Here is a 21508-nt window from a genome sequence, read left to right as displayed (position 1 = left end):
TTATATAAGCTTTTGATTGATTTTGCTTTCTTTTTTCAAGAATGGAAATAGAAAAAGACAAACATTTCGTTTGTCTTTACTCACTACGTAATGCTGAAACAGGATCACTCTTTGCTGCTTTGCTGGAAGGAATAATACCACCAATCAAAGTTAAAACAACGCTAAGCACAACTAAGATGACACCACCTGCCACTGGTAAAGAGGCACTGACATCTACATTACCAGCAATCGAATGAATAATCATGTTTCCTGGTATCAACAATAACAATGTAATCACAATACCTAAAACACCTGCAAGTAACCCTATAATAAATGTTTCGGCATTGAAAACTTGTGAAATATTACGTTTAGATGCACCTATTGCACGCAAGATTCCAATTTCTTTTTGTCGTTCTAAGACACTGATATAAGTAATAACACCAATCATAATAGAAGATACGACTAAAGAAATAGCAACAAAGGCAATCAGTACATAACTAATCACATTAATAATGTCAGTTACTGATGACATTAAAGTACCTACATAATCTGTATAAGAAATCACTTTATCTTCATCAGTTTTTTCCATTTTGGCATTATAATCATCTAAAATATTCACAACATTTTGTTTTGTTTCAAAATCTTTTGGATAAATATTAATACCACTAGGTTCATCAAAATCAGCATATCCTAATGTTTTTAAATTATTTTCATAAGTTGAAGTTTCTGTTGTCATAAGTGAGACCATAAGTTCAGACAACTCTTCTTCACTCATATTCATTTGAATAGCTTCAGAAAATGCAGTTGGATCAATTTGAATCGCTGATTGCATATTTTGAGCTAATGTTCCCATTTGTTTAGACATTTGAGCACTGATTTGTTCTTCTAAGGATTGAGAAATCTGTGCTGTATATTGTGTCATCATTGTTTGAATCTGATTTTGTAATAATGTTTCAAACTGCCCTGTTAAACCACTATCTTGAAGTAATTGAATAACATTTTGTTGAATCAGACTTTGTGCACGAGATGTTTTAATATAAGTCATAAAATAAGTCTGTATCTGAGTTGAATCCGTCAACTGATTTTCAACCATATAATTTTGAAAATCAGTTGTGATACTTTGACTTAAAGATTCAATCTGTTCTCTTGTAAACTCAACATTTAATTGTGATAAGATTGCATCCATATCAATAGAAGGCATATTTGACATATCTAATTGAATCTGGCTTAAATCCAGCTCACCCATTCCTTTTGTCAATTGACTTTGATCTATTGAAAACGCACTCTTTAACTTCTCTGTATCAACACTAAACAATGAATTCATATCAAACTCTTTATTATTAGCTTCATTAAAAGCATTACCTGTAAACACGTCAATATCTTTATTTTCTAATTGTTTTTTCACAATTTCACTTGCTTGAGCTTGTTCAATCACATGTGTTGTCAGTGACTGGGGATAACCAATACCCGTTTGAAGCATTGTCGCTGTTGTTCCTTTGGCTGGTTGAACAATCCCAACAATTTTTATGGTTTCACCATTTTCAATCAATTTTTTCATATAGGATTGATTATCTGTTTTATCTCTATATAAATCATATTCTTCATCATATTCATAATAATCTGCTGCATTGACAAGCTTAAACTCTTTTCCTAATACATCTTCATATGAATAAGTATCTGTATTCTCTGGAGCATTGACTTCTTCCTCTTGAGAGAACTTATCTACCATATCATCTAATTCAGAAAAATCTCTTAACCCCAATGTATAAGACATTAAATCATTAATCTTACCATTTTGTGTTAAAACCAGAACACACTCATTATAAGCCTTAGGCCAACGTCCTGCTTTAACATCATATTGATCTACATATAGACTTTCATCACTAGGCATTTCATAAAAGACATCGGTACTCATCATTGTTGACATCATGCTGTTTCCACTACTTGAAGAACCTAAACCAAGTGATTGAAACGATTTATCAGGATGAACCTGTCTGATATTTTCTGTATCTGTACTGTATATTTGTGGTGATACATTATACGTATACTCTACAGCATTTGTATATTCTTTAATATGACTGTCACCACTATCTAAATATTCTTTTAAAGAAGCCAAGTCATTAGAACCAATCTTTGAAAACATATTGGTAATCATTTGAATAACTTGTATCTGGCCTTCTTCTTTATTTTCACTTTGACTATCTTGCACATCTACCATCAAAGATGTCATATCAAAACCTGTACTTTGTATTTGCAGTGGGTATTCAGATAATGTTTCTTCTTCAATTGATTGAATATATTGATTGACACCATTAGAAAGCGATAATATCAATGCAATCCCAATAATTCCAATAGACCCCGCAAAAGATGTTAAAATCGTACGGGCTTTTTTGGTACGTAAGTTATTAAAACTTAAAGATAAAGCTGTTAAAAAGGACATTGAAGATTTTCCCATGTTTTCATGTCTTGGTTTATCCAATTCATGTTCACTGACTTCATATGGATCAGAATCACTACGGATTGTTCCATCTCTTAATTCAACAATACGTGTCGCATAAGCTTCTGCCAATTCAGGATTATGTGTTACCATCACAACAAGTCGATCTTTGGCAACGTCTTTTAACAGTTCCATAACCTGAACACTGGTATCACTATCCAATGCACCAGTAGGTTCATCGGCGAGTAAAATATCTGGATCATTAACCAAAGCTCTCGCGATAGCTACACGCTGCATTTGTCCTCCAGACATTTGATTTGGTTTCTTGTGTCCCTGATTACCTAAACCCACCTTTTCTAAAGCTTGCTTTGCTCTCTTTTTACGCTCTGCTTTAGAAATACCAGATATCGTCAAAGCCAATTCAACATTAGCCAGGACAGTCTGATGAGGAATCAGATTATAGCTTTGAAAGACAAAACCTATGGTATGATTACGATAGGAATCCCAATCTCTATCTTTATACTTTTTAGTCGAAATGCCATTGATAATCAAATCACCTTTATCATAACGATCTAATCCACCAATAATATTTAAAAGTGTTGTCTTTCCACTTCCACTTGGTCCTAATATCGCAACAAATTCATTATCTCTGAGATTAAGACTTACGCCATCTAATGCCTTTTGAACTAAATCACCCGTTTTATATTGTTTATATATATTCTTAATTTGTAGCATTCTCTTATCCCCTTTATATAGAATATATACTATTAAATCCTTTTTATTTGAATTGAAAATGAACATTTAAATATTTCTACCGTATATCGACATATTTCCCCGGAAATAGTCCTCTTTTTATATATTCCCACAAAAAAAGAATATACATACTTATATATTCTTTATCTCTGGAGAGGTTCATATAAACGTGTCATATCAACATTCTCTAATTGTAATAACTTGATTTTATTATCAATACCACCCGCATATCCTGTTAAACTTCCATCTTTTCCTACAACACGATGACATGGAATAATGATGGATATAGGATTATGCCCAACAGCCCCACCTACTGCCTGAGCTGACATTGTTTTTTTATTTAATGCTTTTGCCACCTTTTTAGCAATTTCCCCATAAGTCATTGTTTGACCATAAGGAATCTCACACAATATTTTCCATACCATCTGTTGAAACTGTGTGCCTTTTGGTGTTAATTTTAAATCAGTGATGGAAGGTTGTCTTTGATGAAAATAATCATCTAACCATTTTTGAGTTTGTATCAATATGGGATGATCATCTTTCTTTATGATATTTTCTTTGATATTTCCTAAAAAGTATTTCTGCCCTTCAATCCATAATCCAATCAAACCTTCTTCATCACATACCAACAAAAGATTTCCTAAAGGTGATTGATAATATGTCTGATAATACATAAGTCTCACTCCTTATCATCATTTTATCATTCCCTATTTTTCTATACAACTATTCTGTCATATATAAGTTCATTCTTGATGAATATGATAATCATAATGAAGTCTCAAATGAAATAAAAAATGCAGTCTTGACAACAAGAAAGTTTATTTATATAATACAGGCGTATAGAAAAAAGGCGATGAATAGAAGAGTAATTGTTATGATTGATAACAAGAGAGTCCTGATGGTGGAAATGGACAATCATAGTAACGATGAATAAAGACTAGGAGCCGTATTTTGGATCGTATGTGATAAAATAACGTGTGCCGCGTTACAGGCTAGACTCTGATAGGAGTTGAAAAGGTTTATGCAGTGATGCATAAACGAATGAGGGTGGTAACACGATAATCTCTCGTCCCTTGTGGATGGGAGTTTTTTTATTGGAAAGGAGATATTATGGAAGAAAGACATTTTAGTGAACAGGAATTAGTAAGACGTGAAAAGTTAAATTTTTTAAGAGAAAAAGGTATTGATCCATTTGGACAAAGATTTGATGTCACTGCTTTTTCAACAGAAATCAAAGAAAAATATGCAGGAAAAACACATGAAGAATTAGAAGAAGCTGCGATTGAAGTCAAAGTTGCTGGAAGAATTATGACAAAACGTCGTAAAGGTAAAGTATGTTTCATGCATATTCAAGATAAAGAAGGGCAAATCCAAATTTATGTCAGAAAAGATGTTATTGGTGAAGACAGTTATGAAGTTTTAACAAAAAGTGATATTGGAGATATCGTTGGGATTGTTGGGACTGTCTTTGTGACAAATACTGGTGAATTATCTGTCAAAGCTTCTGAGTATATTCACTTAACAAAAGCATTACGTCCTTTACCTGAAAAATATCATGGTTTAAATGACGTTGAAGAAAGATATAGAAGAAGATATGTTGATTTAATTATGAATGAAGAAGCAAGAAAGATTGCTTTTACAAGACCAAAGATTATTCGTTCTATTCAACATTATCTTGATGGTTTAGGATATACTGAAGTTGAAACACCTGTATTAAATCCTATTTTAGGTGGTGCTTCTGCTCGTCCATTTATTACACATCATAATACTTTAGATATGAATTATTATTTAAGAATTGCGACTGAATTATCTTTAAAGAGATTAATTGTTGGTGGTATGGATGCTGTTTATGAAATTGGACGTTTATTTAGAAATGAAGGTATGGATAGAACTCATAATCCAGAATTTACAACAATTGAAGTTTATAAAGCATTTAGTGATCTAGAAGGAATGATGGATTTAACTGAAGGTATCATTTCTAATGCTGCGAAAGATGTTTGTGGTACATATGATATTGAATATAAAGGACATCAGCTTTCTTTAGCTCCTGGATTTAAACGTATTTCTATGACAGATGCTATTAAAGAACAAACTGGAATTGATTTTGCAGGAGATATGACTTTTGAAGATGCGAAAAAATTAGCTGAAGAACACGGTATTGAAGTCGAAGCACACTTTGGTTATGGTCATATTATTAATGAATTCTTTGAAAAATATGTAGAAGAAACAATTGTTGATCCTACATTTGTTTATGGACATCCTGTAGAAATTTCTCCACTAGCAAGAAAAAATCCTGAAGATCCTCGTTTCACACAGAGATTTGAATTATTTATCTGTGGTAATGAATATGCAAATGCATTCAACGAATTAAATGATCCTGATGATCAATATGAAAGATTTGCAAATCAGTTAAAAGAAAAAGAACTTGGAAATGATGAAGCTAACGAAATGGATTTAGATTATGTAGAAGCATTGGAATACGGATTACCACCAACAGGTGGAATGGGTATGGGTATTGATAGACTTGTTATGTTATTAACTGGTCAAGAATCTATCCAAGAAGTTATCTTGTTCCCTCAGATGAAACCACGTAATAAATAGTGATAAAATCAAGATAATTTGAATTGTTTTAACTCAATAAATAATAAAAATAAAAAGCATAACTTAAACAATAATCATCTCTATAAACGAAATGATATTGAATTTATTGTTATGCTTTTTTTATTTGACTCTCATAGCGAGATTTATGATACTGGCATACAAGTGGCATACACTATATTATAATTTATCAATATATTCAATTAAGTTCTTACGACTTTTTTCATAAATATGTGCATACGTACTTCGTAACATTTCTACACTATGCCCCAATCTATCAGCAATTAATAATTCAGAAATCACAGGATTTGATAATAAATAACTTGCATGAGAATGTCTTAGTCCATGTACTGTTATTTTTTTTAGCCCAGATTTTTTTACATCTTCATTAAACCATCTTCTAAGTGTAGCTATAGAGATGTAAGTTTGATCTTTATATAAATAATAATCATCATTAAATCCCTCTTGTTGAGAAACAATAATATATCGCCTTTTTAATTTTTCTACCAGTCTATTTGGTAATTGAATAATTCTATTTGAACGTGAAGTTTTAGGTGATGTTATTTGTGATGTAATCGCACTTAATGATTTAGATATTCTTAGTTTATTATTAATAAGATCGACATCTTTCCATTGTAAAGCACAGAATTCACCAATACGTAAACCAGTAAGAAACATAAATTCATAAATATCCCTTTTATATTCATCTTCAACGCTATTAATAAATTTGTGATATTCATCTATTTCCCAAAAATTTTCTTCACTAGATTGTCTTTTTATAATCTTATTTGGATCTTTAGGTGGTTTAACTTTATGACAGGGATTCTTTTGTAACCAGTCATGATCAACAGCATATGTGAATAAACCTGACAGGTGCAGTAAAATATTACGTGTAGATGATTCGCCATAAATTCTCCCATCATATCCACTTTGTGAAATAGCATTAATCCAACGTGTAATTTCTAATGTTGTAATATCATCAATATAACGATTACCAAAACTAGGTGATATGATATTTTTCTCAAACCTCTTATAAGCTTTGATAGTTGATTGTTTGATATGATTGGGAGCATCTTTATGATACTCCTCAATCAAATCATTTAATTTTATACGAGTTGGTAAAATATTATTATATTGTTTCAAAAATTCTGCTTCCGCTAATTTTGCTGCTTTTTTACTTTTAAATCCCCTACGTTTATAATTCTTTCTTTTTCCATTTTCATCTTTCGGTAGTTTTCCATAAAATGACCATGTTCCATTACTTTCCTTTTTTTGAGCCATCACATTGCTCCTACAACAGCATTGTGATAATTCTTTTTATTGATGTCATCTTGTTTACGTTTTTCAACAGACTGTTTACTTATAATAGCTTTACTTTTATTACTGACATCTAAACCAATATAGTCATCTTGGAAAGCACGAATAATTTTTTGAGGAAACATATAGTTTTTACCTGTCTTAATACCATCTATTATCCCTACTTCTCGTAACATTGATACAGTATTCACATGAACATGTAGAAATTCTGCTACTTCTTCTCTTGTTAACATTTTTAAATCTTCCATATTATATATCACTCCTAACGCATTATATTTTTCATTGTATGACTATCATTATCTTGTTTTATGTTTTCATTTGTAGGTTGATTTTGACTTTCTAAGAACATAATTCTGTTTGCTATGCTTTCAACTTTCTTAGATACTTTTTGTAAAACGGTTATTCCAATATCCTTAAAAGATTTTATATCCATTTCATAATCGTTATGAACAAGCATATTTTTAAATTTTTGAAATACCTTATTTAAACCTAACCATGAAATAAATGTTTGAAATATTGATAGCTCATTTTTTAATTTTGTCACTTTATTATCTAAATAATGATTATTATCTCTTAATATTTGATTATCATTTTCATAATCATGAATTTGATTTTCTAACGAATCTATAGATTGATAAAGATTGTTGATAACTTCTTCCTTTTGTTTAAGTTGCTTTGCTAGAGGCATGGATCTATACATATCTAATTCTTCTTTTTGAGTCGTTACAAGCTGTGTTAAACCTAATACCTCTTTTTGATATTGATTATGACTATACTTCAATTCATCAATAATCTGATTACATTTCTTAAGTGTTCTTGTCTTTTCCAACAGTCCGGATGGATTGTAATCAATTTGATTAGCTTCATCAATAATGTTTTGAGTTGCTTCATTATGTTTATAAATGTTTTCTAAGCTCTTTTTAAAACTTAAATCTTCTTGTTGTTTCAACTCTTTTATTGTGCGATTTCCGTTGATTGTAGCGTTGTTTTGAATGGAAGGCATATAACCTAAGGCTTGTTCAAGAAACGCCCCTAAATCTGGGTGAAATCGTTTGAGTTCTTTCTTTGTGAGAATATCCTTGCATTTCAATCTTTCAATTCCATCTATTTCAACAACTGGTATAAATGAAAAGTGTATATGTGGTGTTGCTTCATCATTGTGCACCCAAGCACTGACAACGTTCTTTTGATTATATTTTTGGGTAAGAAATTGAAATGTCGATTCAAAGAATTTCTCTTGATCTTCTTGAGGTACATCTTTAGGAAGGGTCACAATCCAATCCACCATATAAATAATATCATCTCTCTTGAGATGTTTGACTTCACTTATTCTTTTCTTTAAAAACTGTTCAGGTTTCATCGGTTGAATATCACATGCCAGATTGTAATTAAGATGAGTTCTACTTTTATCTATATCCTGATTAGACAGTTCACAGCCCTCTCGTCTTTCACAATGGATAACCAATCCAATGACACCTTGCTTTTTTATTTTTTGGGCATGAGCCATATGATTTCATCCTTTCCAAAAGCCCCCGGCAGGGCAAGTTTCCAAAAAGCTTTAGCATTTTGGTATAACTTGCTAGACCAATGTTTTGGTCTTTCTTTTTAAAGATTGCCGATAGGCTTCATATTTTATTTTCAATGTTCTTGTTTTGTGACAGCATGACAGTTGTTTTCGTACCGATTTCATCTGTCATACTGTCATTTTTCATTTTCATCTTTATGATAAATTATCTTAATTGTTCTTTTTTGACCATTTCTATCATTAGTAAATGTAATATGATTTTCATCTAAATATCGCTTATTTTGTTTAAGATATTTTGTAAGATAATTTGGATTGAGTTCCATTTTTGACTTTTGAACAATTTCTTGACAAGTTCCAATAAGTTCATGTTTTTCTAGACCAACTACTGCGTTAATCAGCTGAAGAATATTTTTAGGTATTTCTTCCGTTACAGTCTGTTCATCAGTATCTAATACCCAGTTAATATTCTTTTCATCCTTTTTAATTTTAATGATAGATTTATTGTTTCTTAGTATCAGTTTCAATTCCCCATGTGTATCAAATTCATTTCTTACAGAAAGCAATAATGTACCTGTAGTTGCTCCAGAAAGTGCCTTTGAACCTATGAGATTATCTTGATCTATTCTTTCTTTATTTTTCTTTGTATGATGAATAAGAATACATATAAGACTTTTCTTCACAACAATATCTCTTAATTCTTTTAAGATTGGATAAACTTCATAATAACTATCATTAGAAGAAATAACCTCATCTAGTCCAACATAAGAATCAATAATAATGAGTTTGTATTTTTCAATATCTGATATTTGACTCAATCTTTCATTAATATCATATATTGATTTTGAATCATTAAATTCATACAATACCTCATTCGTCCCTGAAAGATTTAATGAAATAATTCTACTCTTTGTTTCAAAATCATAATTATCATTATCAAAATAAATAACTTTACCTTTAGGCATAGGTCTACCAAGAAAATCATTCCCTTGTGCTACACAATTTGCCATTGTTGTTGCAATCATGGATTTCCCTACTTTGCTTGATCCAGCTAAAACATATAAACCCGATCTAAGCAACCCACCGAACAAATTAACTCCTTCAGATTTAAATACTTTTTCCAATAATTCTTTTTGAGTTATCGGCATATAAAAACTCCTTTCTTAAAATTTGGTTTGAAAGGAGACACGTTGTCTGATATAATTCTCTTTGAAAGAGCATTATAAAAACATGTCTCTTTTCAGGTATGACTATCTAGAAAGTTTGGCGATGGACTAGATAGTCTTTTTTCTTCATTTATATATCATTTACTTCACCTCCCGAATAAGGTATAATAATATATTATTAAATAACATACTATAAGTATACCTTAAATATAATATATCATAAAGTATACTTATGTGCAATATCATTATGGATATTTTTATACTATTTTATGTTAGGAGAAATTATTATGTACTTTAAAGACTATATGAAAATGATGAGAGATAGAGATAAAATTACACAAGCAGAATTAGCTGATGCTTTAAATGTGTCTTTGAATACCATAAAAAAAATTGAAAGTGGAGCAACAAAAGTACCAAATACCAAATTATTAAATTCAATTGCAAAATATGAAAAATCACATCCATGTAAAGTTCTAAGCAGAATCTTATTTGGAGATATTGCTGAAGATAATGATGAAAGATCAAAAAAAGCAATGGAATTAACTTTTGCTTATTTTTCTTATATGTATTTAGAAGGATGGAATATTGATCATGTTTTTAATGTTGAATACGTAGATGATATAGGTGATAGACAATTTATTGGAGAAATAAGTAAGAAAAAAGATTCTAAATATGTATTATTGATTGATTATATTGATAGATATCAATTAGATACAAGATACATTGATTGGAAAGAATATCAAATAGGCTTCTTTGCACAAATATTTACAACTATGATTTCTATTGATAAAAAATATAAAGGAATGAACATTCTATTTAATGCAAATGACAAAAACGAAGCAAATATATTTAATGCACTTAAATTGTTTGAAACCGACCATGTAAAGTCACAAATTACATATATATTATTTGATTCTAATGAATATAAAATTAAAGATACTCATTTAGTTACTAAGTAGGGGTTGTGATAAATATGAATGAAAATGAATGGACTAAATCAATTTGCAAATTGTTGCAGAATAAATTAGGAGATAATATCTATATTGATGTATTTAGAAAAATACCGTATGCTTTAGAATATCTTGAATTTGATGAAAATATAAAAGGAGTTAAAACTAACATTCAAGAATTTGAAACAGATTTATTGATTTATGAAAAATTTGAAAATAGCATTAAACCAAGAGTTATAATTGAGTCAAAAATTCAATCAGTAACAACTCATGATGCTATTACATATAGCTACAAAGCTTCATGTCACAAAAATGTTATACCATATTTGAGATATGGTATCATGTTGGGAAATAGAGGTGAATATCCTTTACCAGGAAGACTTTTTAGGCATGGTACAAATTTTGATTTTCTGATTAACTTTAAAGAATATGAACTATCCAACACAGAAAAAGAAAGTTTTATAGCAATGTTAAAAAGAGAGATTGATTATTCTAGAAAATTTGAAGAAATATTGAAAAATAGTCGAAAGAAAGATAGAAAGCATTACTTTATGTTACAAAAAGATTTTCATTTAGAATAACTATAAAAATATACTTACTAGAATTTTAAAAGTCTATAAACTCAGATAGCATAATAAATGATAGAGGTAAAATAATATGATGCATCGAGAAATTAAAAAAATAATTAATCAATTAAAAAGAAATGACATTGACATTTTAAATGTTCCTGAGAAATATTTTGATTCTAAAGAAATTGTATTATTCGAACGTGAATCTGGATTGCGTATACCTAGACAAAGGGGATTTGATGTCATTGCTGACGCTTTTTTTGTGGAAGAAGATTTATTGTATATAGATAATATGGGTAATGATAAAAAGAAAAGTATCATCACATTATTCGAAGATTTTGATTCTTATTATAATTTTTTAAATGGAGATATTTATAATAATGCATGCTATACTTACTGCCAACGATTAAATTCCGTCTCTCATAAAATCGATTTAGAAAAATTAATGATGAAAAAATCATTTGTTGAAGAAACGATTGATGACTATTCTCTTATATTGTCTAAAGATGAAAAAGATAGTTATAACAATGGTCAGAAAATACATAAACTATGCCAAAAATGGACTAATAAATTTAATAAATGCCAGAGTTATGAAGAATTTATAAAAGTTGTCAATAGTTATAAGAAATCCGTATTAAACAATATTATTGATGTTACTTTTTTCTTTTTTCAATATATTTTTGCAGATTCTGAAGACAAAAACCGTTTTTCTATAATTATGCAATATATGTCTACTGGTGCTTATCCTCAATATAAGTTAATTAATGCTTTATGTTTAATATATAATCCAGATGATGTAATGAAATCTTTCGATTACTCTTCAGGTGCTCGAGGAACTATTTATAAGCATAAAAAGAAATTAAGAGATTATATCACTTATTTAAAAGTTGGAGAAATTAAATTTTATTCACATGCTTTCTTCGATAAAAATACACATTATTATTGTGAAGAAACCAAAGGGTATCAAAAAGACAATAATCAGCTTCCTATCGTAACAATATGTAGATATTTTGAAACTTTTGACGAATTTATTAATTATCGAAATGGAGATTTAACACATTGTGATTTATCTGGTGCACTTGAATGCGATATAGATTTTTCTAAGTACAATATTGACAATACGACAAAGCTACCAATTAATGCCAATGCTAAAACTACCTACTTCATAGAAAAAAAGTATGATAATGATAAATTTTACGTAACACAAAAATGGTATAATGAATTTGGCTGTATGATAAAAGAATATAAACATTCATTTAATTACTTCTTTGATTTTGTTGCTTTTTTAAAAGGAGATTTATCTGAAGCCAATTTATTGTTTTGTGATGGTTTGATATTTTTAGAACAGTGGGATGAAATTAACTTTGCTAATGCTAAATTAAAAAGTGCTTTATGTAAGAAATTTAATTTAAAATTTGATACACATAAAATCAATACTAATTTAATAGAATCATTTTCTTGTGTAGAACATAATGAAGAAATGACATTACCAACACTGCAATCATTTAGAGATTTAGAAGAAGATAATAAAAGAAACGATTTATCGCCTATTGACACATCTTTAAATTATGGCTATCAAAGAGTTCAGTACATTTCAGACCTTCATCTTATGCATAAATTACAAAATGCTTGTTGCCAATCAAAAGAAGATATATTATATGTAATAAAAAAAATAGCTAATACAATTGCACTCGAAGCAGGAAATATATTATTGATTAATGGCGATGTATCATCAGATTTTACAATATTTAAGTTATTTGTAAAATCTCTTTCATATGCGCTTGACAAAAATACCACCGTTGTGTTTACATTGGGGAATCACGAATTATGGGATTTTCCAAAGCTAGAAATAGATCAAATTGTTACAAAATATAGAAATTTATTAAATGAGTATGGTATGTATTTACTTCATAATGATCTTCTTTATAAAGAATCTAATACTCCATTCTCTAACCCAAACACTGCAACACACCTAATTAAATATCATGATTTATGCCAAATGGATAAAAAGCAGATATCTGTTCTCTTAAGAAGCGCAAGGTATGTTATACTTGGTGGATTGGGTTTTTCTGGATATAACACAAAATTTAATGCAAATAATGGTATTTATCGAAAGACTATAAATAGGGAATGTGAAATTAAGGAGTCTAAAATTTTTGAAGATTTATATAATTATTTACATCCTATTTTGTCTAAAAAGAACACTATTATTTTGACGCATACTCCAAAAATAGATTGGTGCCAAAAAGATAATCCTGACCAAAATTATATTTATGTAAGTGGACATACTCATAAAAATTTTTTTCATGACGATGGTGAATATAGGATTTATTCGGACAATCAAATTGGATATTATAACAAGAATCTACATTTAAAATCTTTTTTGATTAATACTGATTATGATTGTTTTTCTGATTATGATGATGGAATATTTGAAATTACAAAAGAGCAATACAATGATTTCTATTGTGGGAAAAATATATTAATGACCTTTCAAAGAGAAATTAATATTCTTTATATGCTAAAAAAGAACGGATATTATTGCTTTATCCACAAATCAAAAAAAGGTACCCTTACCATTCTTAATGGAGGTGCTATGAAAAAATTAAATATTCAAAATATTCAGTATTACTATGACAATATGGATGCTATGATTTCTATGATAAAAAAGCCTCTTGACAAATTTAGCACATTTCAGAGACACATTTCTGATACGATTAAAAAAATTGGCGGATATGGCAAAATACATGGATGCATAATTGATATTGACTTCTATAATCATATATATGTGAATCCAATTGACTTATCAATAACAGGATATTATGCTACTGATATAATTAATAAGATTGCATATCCATCTATACCTAGCCTATTGGAAAATAACTGTCCAACAATGTTTAATGAATATATCAAGCTTCTTGAAGATCATGATAAAAATTCATTAATATTAAAGCAAAAATCAAACATTACAACATTACCACAGATATATCTTGATACTAATATTTACAAAGCATCTAGAGAAATAAAAAAAATGCAAAGGCTAAATTCAAATATTCTAAGTTCTTGGTATGAAAATATAGATTCAAAATTTGTTAAAATTAATATGAAGTAGTAAAACAAATAGATGAAATCAAACTTAAAAAATGTTATATAAAATAACCTATATTTTTAGTGGCATACATTGTGGCATACAAAACGATTTACATATGTATAAAAGTATAAATTTATCCACTTTTTTAAGTAAGTAATGACATGAAAAAACACATAAAAATACATATAGAAATAATATATGGATTGAAATGGATTTAGATTATGTAGAAGCTTTGGAATACGGTTTACCACCAACAGGTGGAATGGGTATGGGTATTGATAGACTTGTGATGTTATTAACTGGGCAAGAATCTATCCAAGAAGTTATCCTCTTCCCACAGATGAAACCACGCAATAAATAGCGATAAAATCAATATAATTTCGATTTTACAATCTAAAATAAAATAAAAATATAGCACATATTTATGAAGTTATGAAATATTTTTAATTATTCATAATAGACTAAATATGTGCTTTTTTATGAGCAATGATTTTTGATAAATTGTTAAAACGGACATAAAGTGGACATATAAAGAACAGTTTTTTGTATATTTTTGAAGATTTTTATATCACATCTATAAAGTGGACATACTTTTTTTATAATGGACATTTTTTAGATTAAAAAAAGAAGCACCCGCTTCTTTTTCTTTACAAATTATTAATATAATCATCTAATATTTTTCTATGTTTCTTATATATATGAAAATATGTATCTCTAAGAGTTTTAACTGTATGTCCTAACCTATCTGCAATGAGTTGTTCAGATAGCATAGGATTGGATAATAAATACGAAGCGTGAGAATGACGTAAGCCATGAAAAGTAATAGGTTTAACCCCAGACTTCTTTACATCTTCATTAAACCATCTTCTTATTGTTCCATTAGAAATATACTTTTGATCACCAAAAATATACCAGTCATCATTAAAATTTCTTAATAGACTAATATAATTATATCTAGTTCTAAGTTTTTCAACAATTTTATGAGGCAATTTTATAGTTCGATATGAATTGCCAGTTTTAGGTGATGTAATTTTAGATGTTAAAGCACTTAAAGATTGTTCAATGGTTATTGTTCCTAAATTTAAATCAATATGTTTCCATTGTAAAGCACATAGTTCCCCAATTCTTACCCCTGTATAGAAACAAAATTCATAGATATCATATCTTTGTTCATCCTCAACATGTTCCATAAACTCATTATATTCATCAATTTCCCAGTAATTATCTTTACTAGTCTTTTCTTTAGGTTTAGCATTGGGGTTTTTAGGCTGTTTTACTGAGGAACATGGATTTTTAATAAGCCAGTCATGTTTAACAGCATATGTGAGCAATCCTGATAGATGTAGAAGTATTCCTTTTATTGTTTCATCAGAATATTTTTTTCCATTGACTCCATCACTATAGATATTATTAATCCATCTTTGAATTTCAAAAGAAGTAATTTCATTGATGTATCTATCTCCAAAAGTAGGAATAATAATGTTATTCTCTATTCTTTTATATCCTTTTAATGTTGATTCTTTTAAAGATAGGGGAGCATCTATATGATACTCCCTGATAACATCGTTGAGCTTCATTTGACCAACCGGTATTTGTTGATGCTCTTCTAAAAACTTTATTTCAGCAAATCTAGCTTCTTTGCGTGTTTTAAAGCCTCTTTTTTTATAATATTTTGTTCTAGCATTTGATTGCTTTGGGAATTGTCCATAAAATGTCCAACTTCCATTTTGTTCTTTTCTTTGAGCCATCTAATTCACATCTTCATTCTGTCTTGAGTCTACGACACGTTTGCTATCTTTTGCTTTTTCTCTATTGCTGCAGTCCAATCCTAAATAATTGCGTTCAAATTCAATAATGGTTGACTTTGGAAAGATATAATTCTTTCCAACCTTAATTGCTTGCAATAGCCCCTCTTCACGTAATATGCTAACCATGTTTACGTGAACATGTAAGATTTCAGCAACTTCTTCTCTAGTAAACATTCTAATTTCAGTCATAATTCTCTCCTCCTTAAATTTTAATTAATTTTATTTTCCCATTTTCAATGACAAAGTCCAATCCAATGTCTAACATAATGAACTTTTCTTTAAGCTTTTCAACAGATAATGGACGATCGTTTCGTTCTCCATTTTCTTTTTTGAACCATGTCCAAAAATGTTTAGACATCAAGGAATGAAAATATATTTTATCTTTTTTTGTTTCATAAGGAAATTCCTTATTGAGTAAATCTTGAATTGAAAGAAGAAATCTTTCGGCGTTCAATCGACTTGATGACAATATTTCTCCCTCTATACTTCCACTAACTTTTTCTAAAATCCATCTAACCTTTACATCAAATGGATTATCTGCTTTTCTTAGTTGATTTAAGTTTTTGATTTCTGTGCACACTTTGGAATATCCTAAATAGTTGTATGAATATTTAAAAAAGTGTGGAATGTAAGGATTAAAATAGCTCATGTTTCGATAGGCCTCTCCTTCTTTTGTATTTAAATAATGTACAGAATCTAATTCTTGATATTCTTCAATATCTTTTTTAACAGAAATAAATTTTTTCTTTTTAGAAATTGAATTCCCTAACGATACTGCCAATGATTGATTTGATTCGTTTATCAAAAACAAATCAAAATAGTCATTCTGTCCATTTATAAATCTTTTACGACCAATCATTTGAACTATTTCAATAGGATCATCATCAAAGCAAACTATATTTTTTAAATCAAATGAACGAATATTCACGCCATTATCAAGAAGGCTTGTTGTAATTAATACTTTTTGATAAAAAGTTTCATCCTCAATCAATAATTTAAATGTTTTTCTTTGAATGTCTGTTCCTTCATCAGCAGATTCTTTATCTAAGAACACTACTCCCTCTCCCAATGATTTAGAAAGCTGACGATAAATGTCTTTACCTTGTGGAATTGATTTCACGAAAATAAGCCATTTATCCTTCGATTCAATGACTTCCTTTAGAAGATCTCGCTCAAATGATTCAAAACTAATAATATTACGAATTTTTGTGGATTGATTCTGCATTTCATAAATATAAACTTTTTGAGCAACTATAAGATCATTATTGTATCTTCTTTTTAAACGTTCAATAATTCGTACTTGAATATCTTGATTAGTTGCACTCATAAAAATTTTAATTGATCTTTTCGTTCCCATAACTTTCATTAAACTCAAATTAGTTTGGGAGTTGAAATCTGAGTCAGCTAAAAAGTAATGAGACTCATCACATACTATAAAATCATATAGATCCAATATATCTGATGTCAAATCTTTATTTTTTTCTAGTGTTTGATATGAAATAACATTTACATTACCTATTAATCCATAACATCCACAATTTTTTAAATGGTTTTCAATTTGCTTACGATTAGCTTTTCGATTTGTAAGAACCAAAACACCATATCTTCCAAGTTTAGCTAATTTTTCAATAAATGTTGTTTTACCCGTGCCTGTTCCACTATTAATAAATACGTATGAGTCATAGTACCAAGTTCTAAATTCACTCATGAAATAATCACTAATGTAAACAAATTTGTTTGGAATAGTCTTTTTCTTGAAGTTTAGCATTACGTCAAAACTGTTATTACCGACATATTCTGGCAATACATACCCACTTGCATTTTCGTGTTCCATCTTTGATTCATCCTTTCTTAATACTACATCCTTTCTCAATCTTTTCACTGGTTGATATAAATTTTTATTTTTTGTCATTTTATTCTACCTCCTTTTGACAAGTCCATGATATAATTTTTTTGAAATTTTTTAATCGTACTTTCTTACAAATTTTTTTGTATAAAAAGGAACTTTTTAGGAGGTATACAATATTATGCAATACTATAAAGATTATTTAAGCCTACACGTAGACAATACTCTTTTATCACTAATAAATAAGGCTTATACCGAAGCTTTAAAAGATACACAATTGCATGCTTTAAAACCATATTATGGGAATAGACCTTTTGAAACTACTAATTCTAATCTTTTACTAACTGACTATCTTTATTTAAAAACTAAAAGTTATGCTTTAGAACATTTATTAACTTGCCTATTATTATATAAATCTCAAATAATTAGTGATTACGATACTGCATCACTCAATAAAACAATTACTCCTTTAATATTTACTTTAAATAAAATGCATTATGATACTTCAAAATCAGCTGATTTAAATCTTAAAGGAGCTAATCTTATCAAAAAAAGAAACTATCTTAAAAATCAAATTTTAGATGTCAAAAATTCTTTTAAAGAATTTATAGATTTCAATGCAATGGATAGAAGTTCACCATATCTTTATTACAAAAATATTTTTTTATATAAATTTAATTATGATTTTTTCTATAAAGATATTGTTTTCTATTTTGTATTTTCTACTAATGATGAACAATCTTTATTACCTAATACTTTCATAAAATATATCACATTATTAATTCATTTAATGTATACAAACACTAAAGGAGATATTGAAAATAGTAATAATTTAATAAAATTATCAAATACCATTTTGTCATATTTAAAAAAAGAAAATCGGTTTTCTGAATATAAAAAAATCGAGGAATTACTAAGAAAAATGGATGATGATCTTACTAAAATTATTGCAATGTATGAAACTATGGATAGTAGCAATTCATCCGAGAAGTATTGTTTTCATCATTTAATCAATAGATACTATCACAACCATTTTTTCAACTCTTTAAATCATCCATTTTTAGATATAATTTTTAAAAGAATTGATATACATGAATTATATAATACTATTATTGAAGATAATTCCTCTTATTTTACTCCATCTATAAAATGGGATAACATATCTGAAGATAAAAAAATGATAGATAATTATTCAATTAAAGATAGTGCATATCATCTTAGATTATTAGAATTATTAACAAAGTTTGATATTGATTTTTATCAAATTACATTCGATGATTTATATGAATTAAAAACTAACTATGGAGAATTCAAATCAAATCGTTATAATTTTTTAAAAGAAGAAAAATTAATATTCGATACTACTACTAACTTCATCTATATTTTTTTAGAAAACTATGAAAATGAAATATTTGACACAATAGCAACATGTGTATCAGATATAGAAATTAGAACAATTAATGAAATTAAAGAATCAGAAACTATATCTTTTTTAGATAATATAATTAGACAAATTAATAACGAACTTGATTATATTTATACTAAAATTCCTGATGATTTAGATTTTAAAAAAATTGATTATGAAAATAATTACAATGATTTATACAAGATTATAAGAAAATATCCTTTTTTACTTACTTATATAATCAAGCAAGGCTTTATAATTGGATAAAAATTGACAAAACTCAATATATAGCAAAATGACAACATTATAAACAACCAAAATAAGAGAGGAAACTTAATTCCTCTCTATTTATTTAATACGTTTAAATTGTATTCCCTTATAAATTCTATTGGGATTACCTCTAATAATTTGATTATGAAGATTCCAGTTGTAATACTTTATTTTTCCATTGATAGATGAGTTATGCTCATCTATTTTTTCTAATAATCTTAAATATGCTATTTTCTTATTTTGAGGTTGATTTCTTTGATCCATGCATACCACAGATAATCCTGTTGGAATATGAATGGCACGTATTGCTGTAGAAACTTTATTAACATTTTGTCCACCTTTACCACTTGACCTAAAGACTTCATATTTAATATCTTGATTATTATCAATAGTTATTTCATCTTTTAGGATTGAAACACAAATAAACCAATTCTTTCTCTTATGATGTGGTCTAATCAGACTTTGACATATCCACTGCACAGTCCCCTCTAAAAAAGATAAATCATCATCAGAATATAGAACTGCACTTTTTAAACATTTGTCATTTCTATAATTAGTAGAAACAATTTGCATTGTTTTAAATTCTTTTAACAATTCTTTTAAATATAAACAACAAGCCATTTCACATTCCTGTGGACTACCAAGACCTGAACTTATTTGAATTAACATTTATAAGTCACCACCGGTCTTAATCTTGCGATAATTTCTATGGTTTCATATTCTAACAATACTTTTATTACTTCATCTATATCCTTATATGCTTCACTTGCTTCTTCATAAAGCAAAGCATTATCATTAGTAATAACTTTACCACCAAGTTGTGTTGTTTTAAGTTCTTCGCGTTTATATTTATTGACTAATCTCCCTTTGCACAAATGTCTTGCCCATTTACGCCCTGCACCATGTGAAATAGAATATAAAGTTTCTTGTTGTGGAATACATCTCACAAGATATGAATAGGTTCCTCTTGACCCTGCAATTACTGCATATTCATTAAATGATGAAATAGAGCCTTTATGATGATAATAACCATCAGGTCTTTTTTCTATATAATTATGCACACAATCAATTACTAATTCATTTCTATATTTTAATCCTGTCAAATCCATAAATATATTAGCAATCTGGCATCTATTTTCTTTTGCATAATGAACAGCTTTTTCTTCTTCTAGAATATACTCATTAAATTCTAAACTTCCCTCTTTTAATCCGTTAAGTGACGCATATTTTCTATATATTTCTTCGCCCAATCTTCTTGAACCTGAATGAATTAATAAATATGCATTTTTCTTATTGATAGGTAATGTATCATCATAGAGTTTATCAATGATTTGCAATTCAGCAAAATGATTACCTCCACCAATAGAGTATTCTCCATAAATTTTAGTATCAGTTAATTTCTTGACAATCTTATCAACATTTAATTTCTTTGATTTAATATTAGTAGCATACAATGACATTCCACAACCAACATCATTTCCGACAAATAATGGATAAATAGTGTGACTTGTCTTAATTGTTGCCCCAACTGGAATTTTACTTGGATGCAAGTCTGGAAGTCCAACAATATCAAGAACATCTTCAAACTGTGATATTCTTTCTAATTGATGGATTGCTTCATCTTCCATCCACAACTTATTATTTTTAATTATTTTAATTCCCATATGTCCTCCTGTGTTCAAGCAATCACAAGAGCATATAAAAAGCATAGCAGATAATCCACTATGCTCGTTTTTCCGTACACTTGTGATTAGCTACTTTTCTTTTATCTATTATATTGTGTTTGTTTATATGTCT

16 protein-coding genes, 1 pseudogene and 1 other annotated feature are annotated in these 21508 nt (G+C 28.5%); of the genes and pseudogenes, 6 read left to right on the top strand and 11 right to left on the bottom strand.

What is annotated here, in order from left to right; translation table 11 throughout:
- Positions 1–76 precede the first annotated feature (76 nt).
- On the bottom strand, positions 77–3151 hold the full coding sequence (locus tag ACESR5_RS01900) for an ATP-binding cassette domain-containing protein (protein ID WP_373153948.1): 3075 nt from the start codon (positions 3149–3151) through the stop codon (positions 77–79).
- Between the two features lie 161 nt (positions 3152–3312).
- Positions 3313–3843, bottom strand: a complete 531-nt coding sequence (locus tag ACESR5_RS01895) for a methylated-DNA--[protein]-cysteine S-methyltransferase (protein ID WP_373153947.1) — start codon at positions 3841–3843, stop codon at positions 3313–3315.
- A gap of 170 nt (positions 3844–4013) precedes the next feature.
- Positions 4014–4246: a binding site (T-box leader), on the top strand.
- Positions 4247–4279: 33 nt separating this feature from the next.
- On the opposite strand from ACESR5_RS01895, the gene lysS reads away from it, so the two are divergent.
- The gene (lysS, locus tag ACESR5_RS01890) at positions 4280–5770 is read left to right on the top strand and encodes a lysine--tRNA ligase (protein WP_087305158.1); all 1491 of its coding nucleotides are present in this window, start codon (positions 4280–4282) and stop codon (positions 5768–5770) included.
- Between the two features lie 177 nt (positions 5771–5947).
- Here lysS and ACESR5_RS01885 read toward each other — a convergent pair whose 3' ends face one another.
- The 4 genes from ACESR5_RS01885 to ACESR5_RS01870 all read right to left on the bottom strand — a co-directional run bounded on the left by ACESR5_RS01885 (position 5948) and on the right by ACESR5_RS01870 (position 9754).
- Positions 5948–7048 carry a site-specific integrase gene (locus ACESR5_RS01885; RefSeq protein WP_087258007.1) on the bottom strand — a complete coding sequence of 367 codons (1101 nt, stop codon included), beginning with the start codon at positions 7046–7048 and terminating at the stop codon, positions 5948–5950.
- Positions 7048–7332 carry a helix-turn-helix domain-containing protein gene (locus tag ACESR5_RS01880; RefSeq protein ID WP_373153944.1) on the bottom strand — a complete coding sequence of 95 codons (285 nt, stop codon included), beginning with the start codon at positions 7330–7332 and terminating at the stop codon, positions 7048–7050. The genes ACESR5_RS01885 and ACESR5_RS01880 overlap by 1 nt, the downstream gene beginning before the upstream one ends.
- Positions 7333–7346: 14 nt before the next feature.
- Positions 7347–8591: a MobV family relaxase gene (gene mobV / locus ACESR5_RS01875; protein WP_373153942.1), complete on the bottom strand. Its 1245-nt coding sequence runs from the start codon at positions 8589–8591 to the stop codon at positions 7347–7349.
- A gap of 194 nt (positions 8592–8785) precedes the next feature.
- Positions 8786–9754, bottom strand: coding sequence for an AAA family ATPase (locus ACESR5_RS01870; protein WP_373153940.1), 969 nt, complete (start codon positions 9752–9754; stop codon positions 8786–8788).
- A 305-nt stretch (positions 9755–10059) separates the two neighbouring features.
- Here ACESR5_RS01870 and ACESR5_RS01865 point away from each other — a divergent pair, with 305 nt between their 5' ends.
- The 4 genes and pseudogenes from ACESR5_RS01865 to ACESR5_RS01850 all read left to right on the top strand — a co-directional run.
- On the top strand, positions 10060–10731 hold the full coding sequence (locus ACESR5_RS01865; protein WP_373153938.1) for a helix-turn-helix transcriptional regulator: 672 nt from the start codon (positions 10060–10062) through the stop codon (positions 10729–10731).
- A gap of 14 nt (positions 10732–10745) precedes the next feature.
- On the top strand, positions 10746–11303 hold the full coding sequence (locus ACESR5_RS01860) for a hypothetical protein (RefSeq protein ID WP_373153936.1): 558 nt from the start codon (positions 10746–10748) through the stop codon (positions 11301–11303).
- A 79-nt stretch (positions 11304–11382) separates the two neighbouring features.
- Positions 11383–14403 (top strand): metallophosphoesterase, encoded by a 3021-nt coding sequence (locus ACESR5_RS01855; protein WP_373153934.1) that lies wholly within the window; start codon positions 11383–11385, stop codon positions 14401–14403.
- A gap of 187 nt (positions 14404–14590) precedes the next feature.
- Positions 14591–14743: pseudogene (locus ACESR5_RS01850) on the top strand (amino acid--tRNA ligase-related protein); the annotation flags it as partial.
- A gap of 286 nt (positions 14744–15029) precedes the next feature.
- Here ACESR5_RS01850 and ACESR5_RS01845 read toward each other — a convergent pair.
- Genes ACESR5_RS01845 through ACESR5_RS01835 form a run of 3 tightly spaced genes read right to left on the bottom strand, consistent with a single transcriptional unit; the run spans position 15030 to position 18102 of the window.
- A complete protein-coding gene (locus ACESR5_RS01845) occupies positions 15030–16130 on the bottom strand; it encodes a tyrosine-type recombinase/integrase (protein ID WP_373153933.1) in 1101 nt (366 codons plus the stop codon).
- Positions 16131–16379 carry a helix-turn-helix domain-containing protein gene (locus tag ACESR5_RS01840; RefSeq protein WP_373153932.1) on the bottom strand — a complete coding sequence of 83 codons (249 nt, stop codon included), beginning with the start codon at positions 16377–16379 and terminating at the stop codon, positions 16131–16133.
- Between the two features lie 13 nt (positions 16380–16392).
- Complete coding sequence (locus ACESR5_RS01835; RefSeq protein WP_373153931.1) at positions 16393–18102, bottom strand: helicase-related protein; 1710 nt, start codon at positions 18100–18102, stop codon at positions 16393–16395.
- Between the two features lie 115 nt (positions 18103–18217).
- On the opposite strand from ACESR5_RS01835, the gene ACESR5_RS01830 reads away from it, so the two are divergent.
- Positions 18218–19708: a hypothetical protein gene (locus ACESR5_RS01830; protein WP_373153929.1), complete on the top strand. Its 1491-nt coding sequence runs from the start codon at positions 18218–18220 to the stop codon at positions 19706–19708.
- A gap of 81 nt (positions 19709–19789) precedes the next feature.
- Here the strand turns inward: ACESR5_RS01830 and prfH are convergent, their stop codons facing one another.
- Both prfH and ACESR5_RS01820 read right to left on the bottom strand, forming a co-directional pair.
- Positions 19790–20380: a peptide chain release factor H gene (prfH, locus tag ACESR5_RS01825; protein ID WP_373153928.1), complete on the bottom strand. Its 591-nt coding sequence runs from the start codon at positions 20378–20380 to the stop codon at positions 19790–19792.
- Entirely contained in the window at positions 20374–21375 is a 1002-nt protein-coding gene (locus ACESR5_RS01820; protein WP_373153926.1) for an RNA ligase RtcB family protein, read from the bottom strand. Before ACESR5_RS01820 ends, prfH begins: the two co-directional genes overlap by 7 nt.
- Positions 21376–21508 lie beyond the last annotated feature (133 nt).

The sequence above is a fragment of the Clostridium sp. AUH-JLR23 genome (genome assembly GCF_964238065.1).
Classification (GTDB): domain Bacteria; phylum Bacillota_I; class Bacilli_A; order Erysipelotrichales; family Coprobacillaceae; genus Allocoprobacillus; species Allocoprobacillus merdigallinarum.
The sequence above is the reverse complement of the archived record's forward strand: the minus strand, read 5'-3'. Positions and strand labels throughout refer to the sequence as shown.

Bases quoted from the DNA above. Each gene is read 5' to 3' on its own strand.
- ACESR5_RS01900 (WP_373153948.1), bottom strand. From the start codon at position 3,151: ATGCTACAAATTAAGAATATATATAAACAATATAAAACGGGTGATTTA.
- ACESR5_RS01830 (WP_373153929.1), top strand. From the start codon at position 18,218: ATGCAATACTATAAAGATTATTTAAGCCTACACGTAGACAATACTCTT.
- ACESR5_RS01840 (WP_373153932.1), bottom strand. From the start codon at position 16,379: ATGACTGAAATTAGAATGTTTACTAGAGAAGAAGTTGCTGAAATCTTA.
- mobV (WP_373153942.1), bottom strand. From the start codon at position 8,591: ATGGCTCATGCCCAAAAAATAAAAAAGCAAGGTGTCATTGGATTGGTT.
- ACESR5_RS01885 (WP_087258007.1), bottom strand. From the start codon at position 7,048: ATGGCTCAAAAAAAGGAAAGTAATGGAACATGGTCATTTTATGGAAAA.
- ACESR5_RS01855 (WP_373153934.1), top strand. From the start codon at position 11,383: ATGCATCGAGAAATTAAAAAAATAATTAATCAATTAAAAAGAAATGAC.
- ACESR5_RS01835 (WP_373153931.1), bottom strand. From the start codon at position 18,102: ATGACAAAAAATAAAAATTTATATCAACCAGTGAAAAGATTGAGAAAG.
- ACESR5_RS01880 (WP_373153944.1), bottom strand. From the start codon at position 7,332: ATGGAAGATTTAAAAATGTTAACAAGAGAAGAAGTAGCAGAATTTCTA.
- prfH (WP_373153928.1), bottom strand. From the start codon at position 20,380: ATGTTAATTCAAATAAGTTCAGGTCTTGGTAGTCCACAGGAATGTGAA.
- ACESR5_RS01870 (WP_373153940.1), bottom strand. From the start codon at position 9,754: ATGCCGATAACTCAAAAAGAATTATTGGAAAAAGTATTTAAATCTGAA.
- ACESR5_RS01895 (WP_373153947.1), bottom strand. From the start codon at position 3,843: ATGTATTATCAGACATATTATCAATCACCTTTAGGAAATCTTTTGTTG.
- ACESR5_RS01865 (WP_373153938.1), top strand. From the start codon at position 10,060: ATGTACTTTAAAGACTATATGAAAATGATGAGAGATAGAGATAAAATT.
- ACESR5_RS01820 (WP_373153926.1), bottom strand. From the start codon at position 21,375: ATGGGAATTAAAATAATTAAAAATAATAAGTTGTGGATGGAAGATGAA.
- ACESR5_RS01845 (WP_373153933.1), bottom strand. From the start codon at position 16,130: ATGGCTCAAAGAAAAGAACAAAATGGAAGTTGGACATTTTATGGACAA.
- lysS (WP_087305158.1), top strand. From the start codon at position 4,280: ATGGAAGAAAGACATTTTAGTGAACAGGAATTAGTAAGACGTGAAAAG.
- ACESR5_RS01860 (WP_373153936.1), top strand. From the start codon at position 10,746: ATGAATGAAAATGAATGGACTAAATCAATTTGCAAATTGTTGCAGAAT.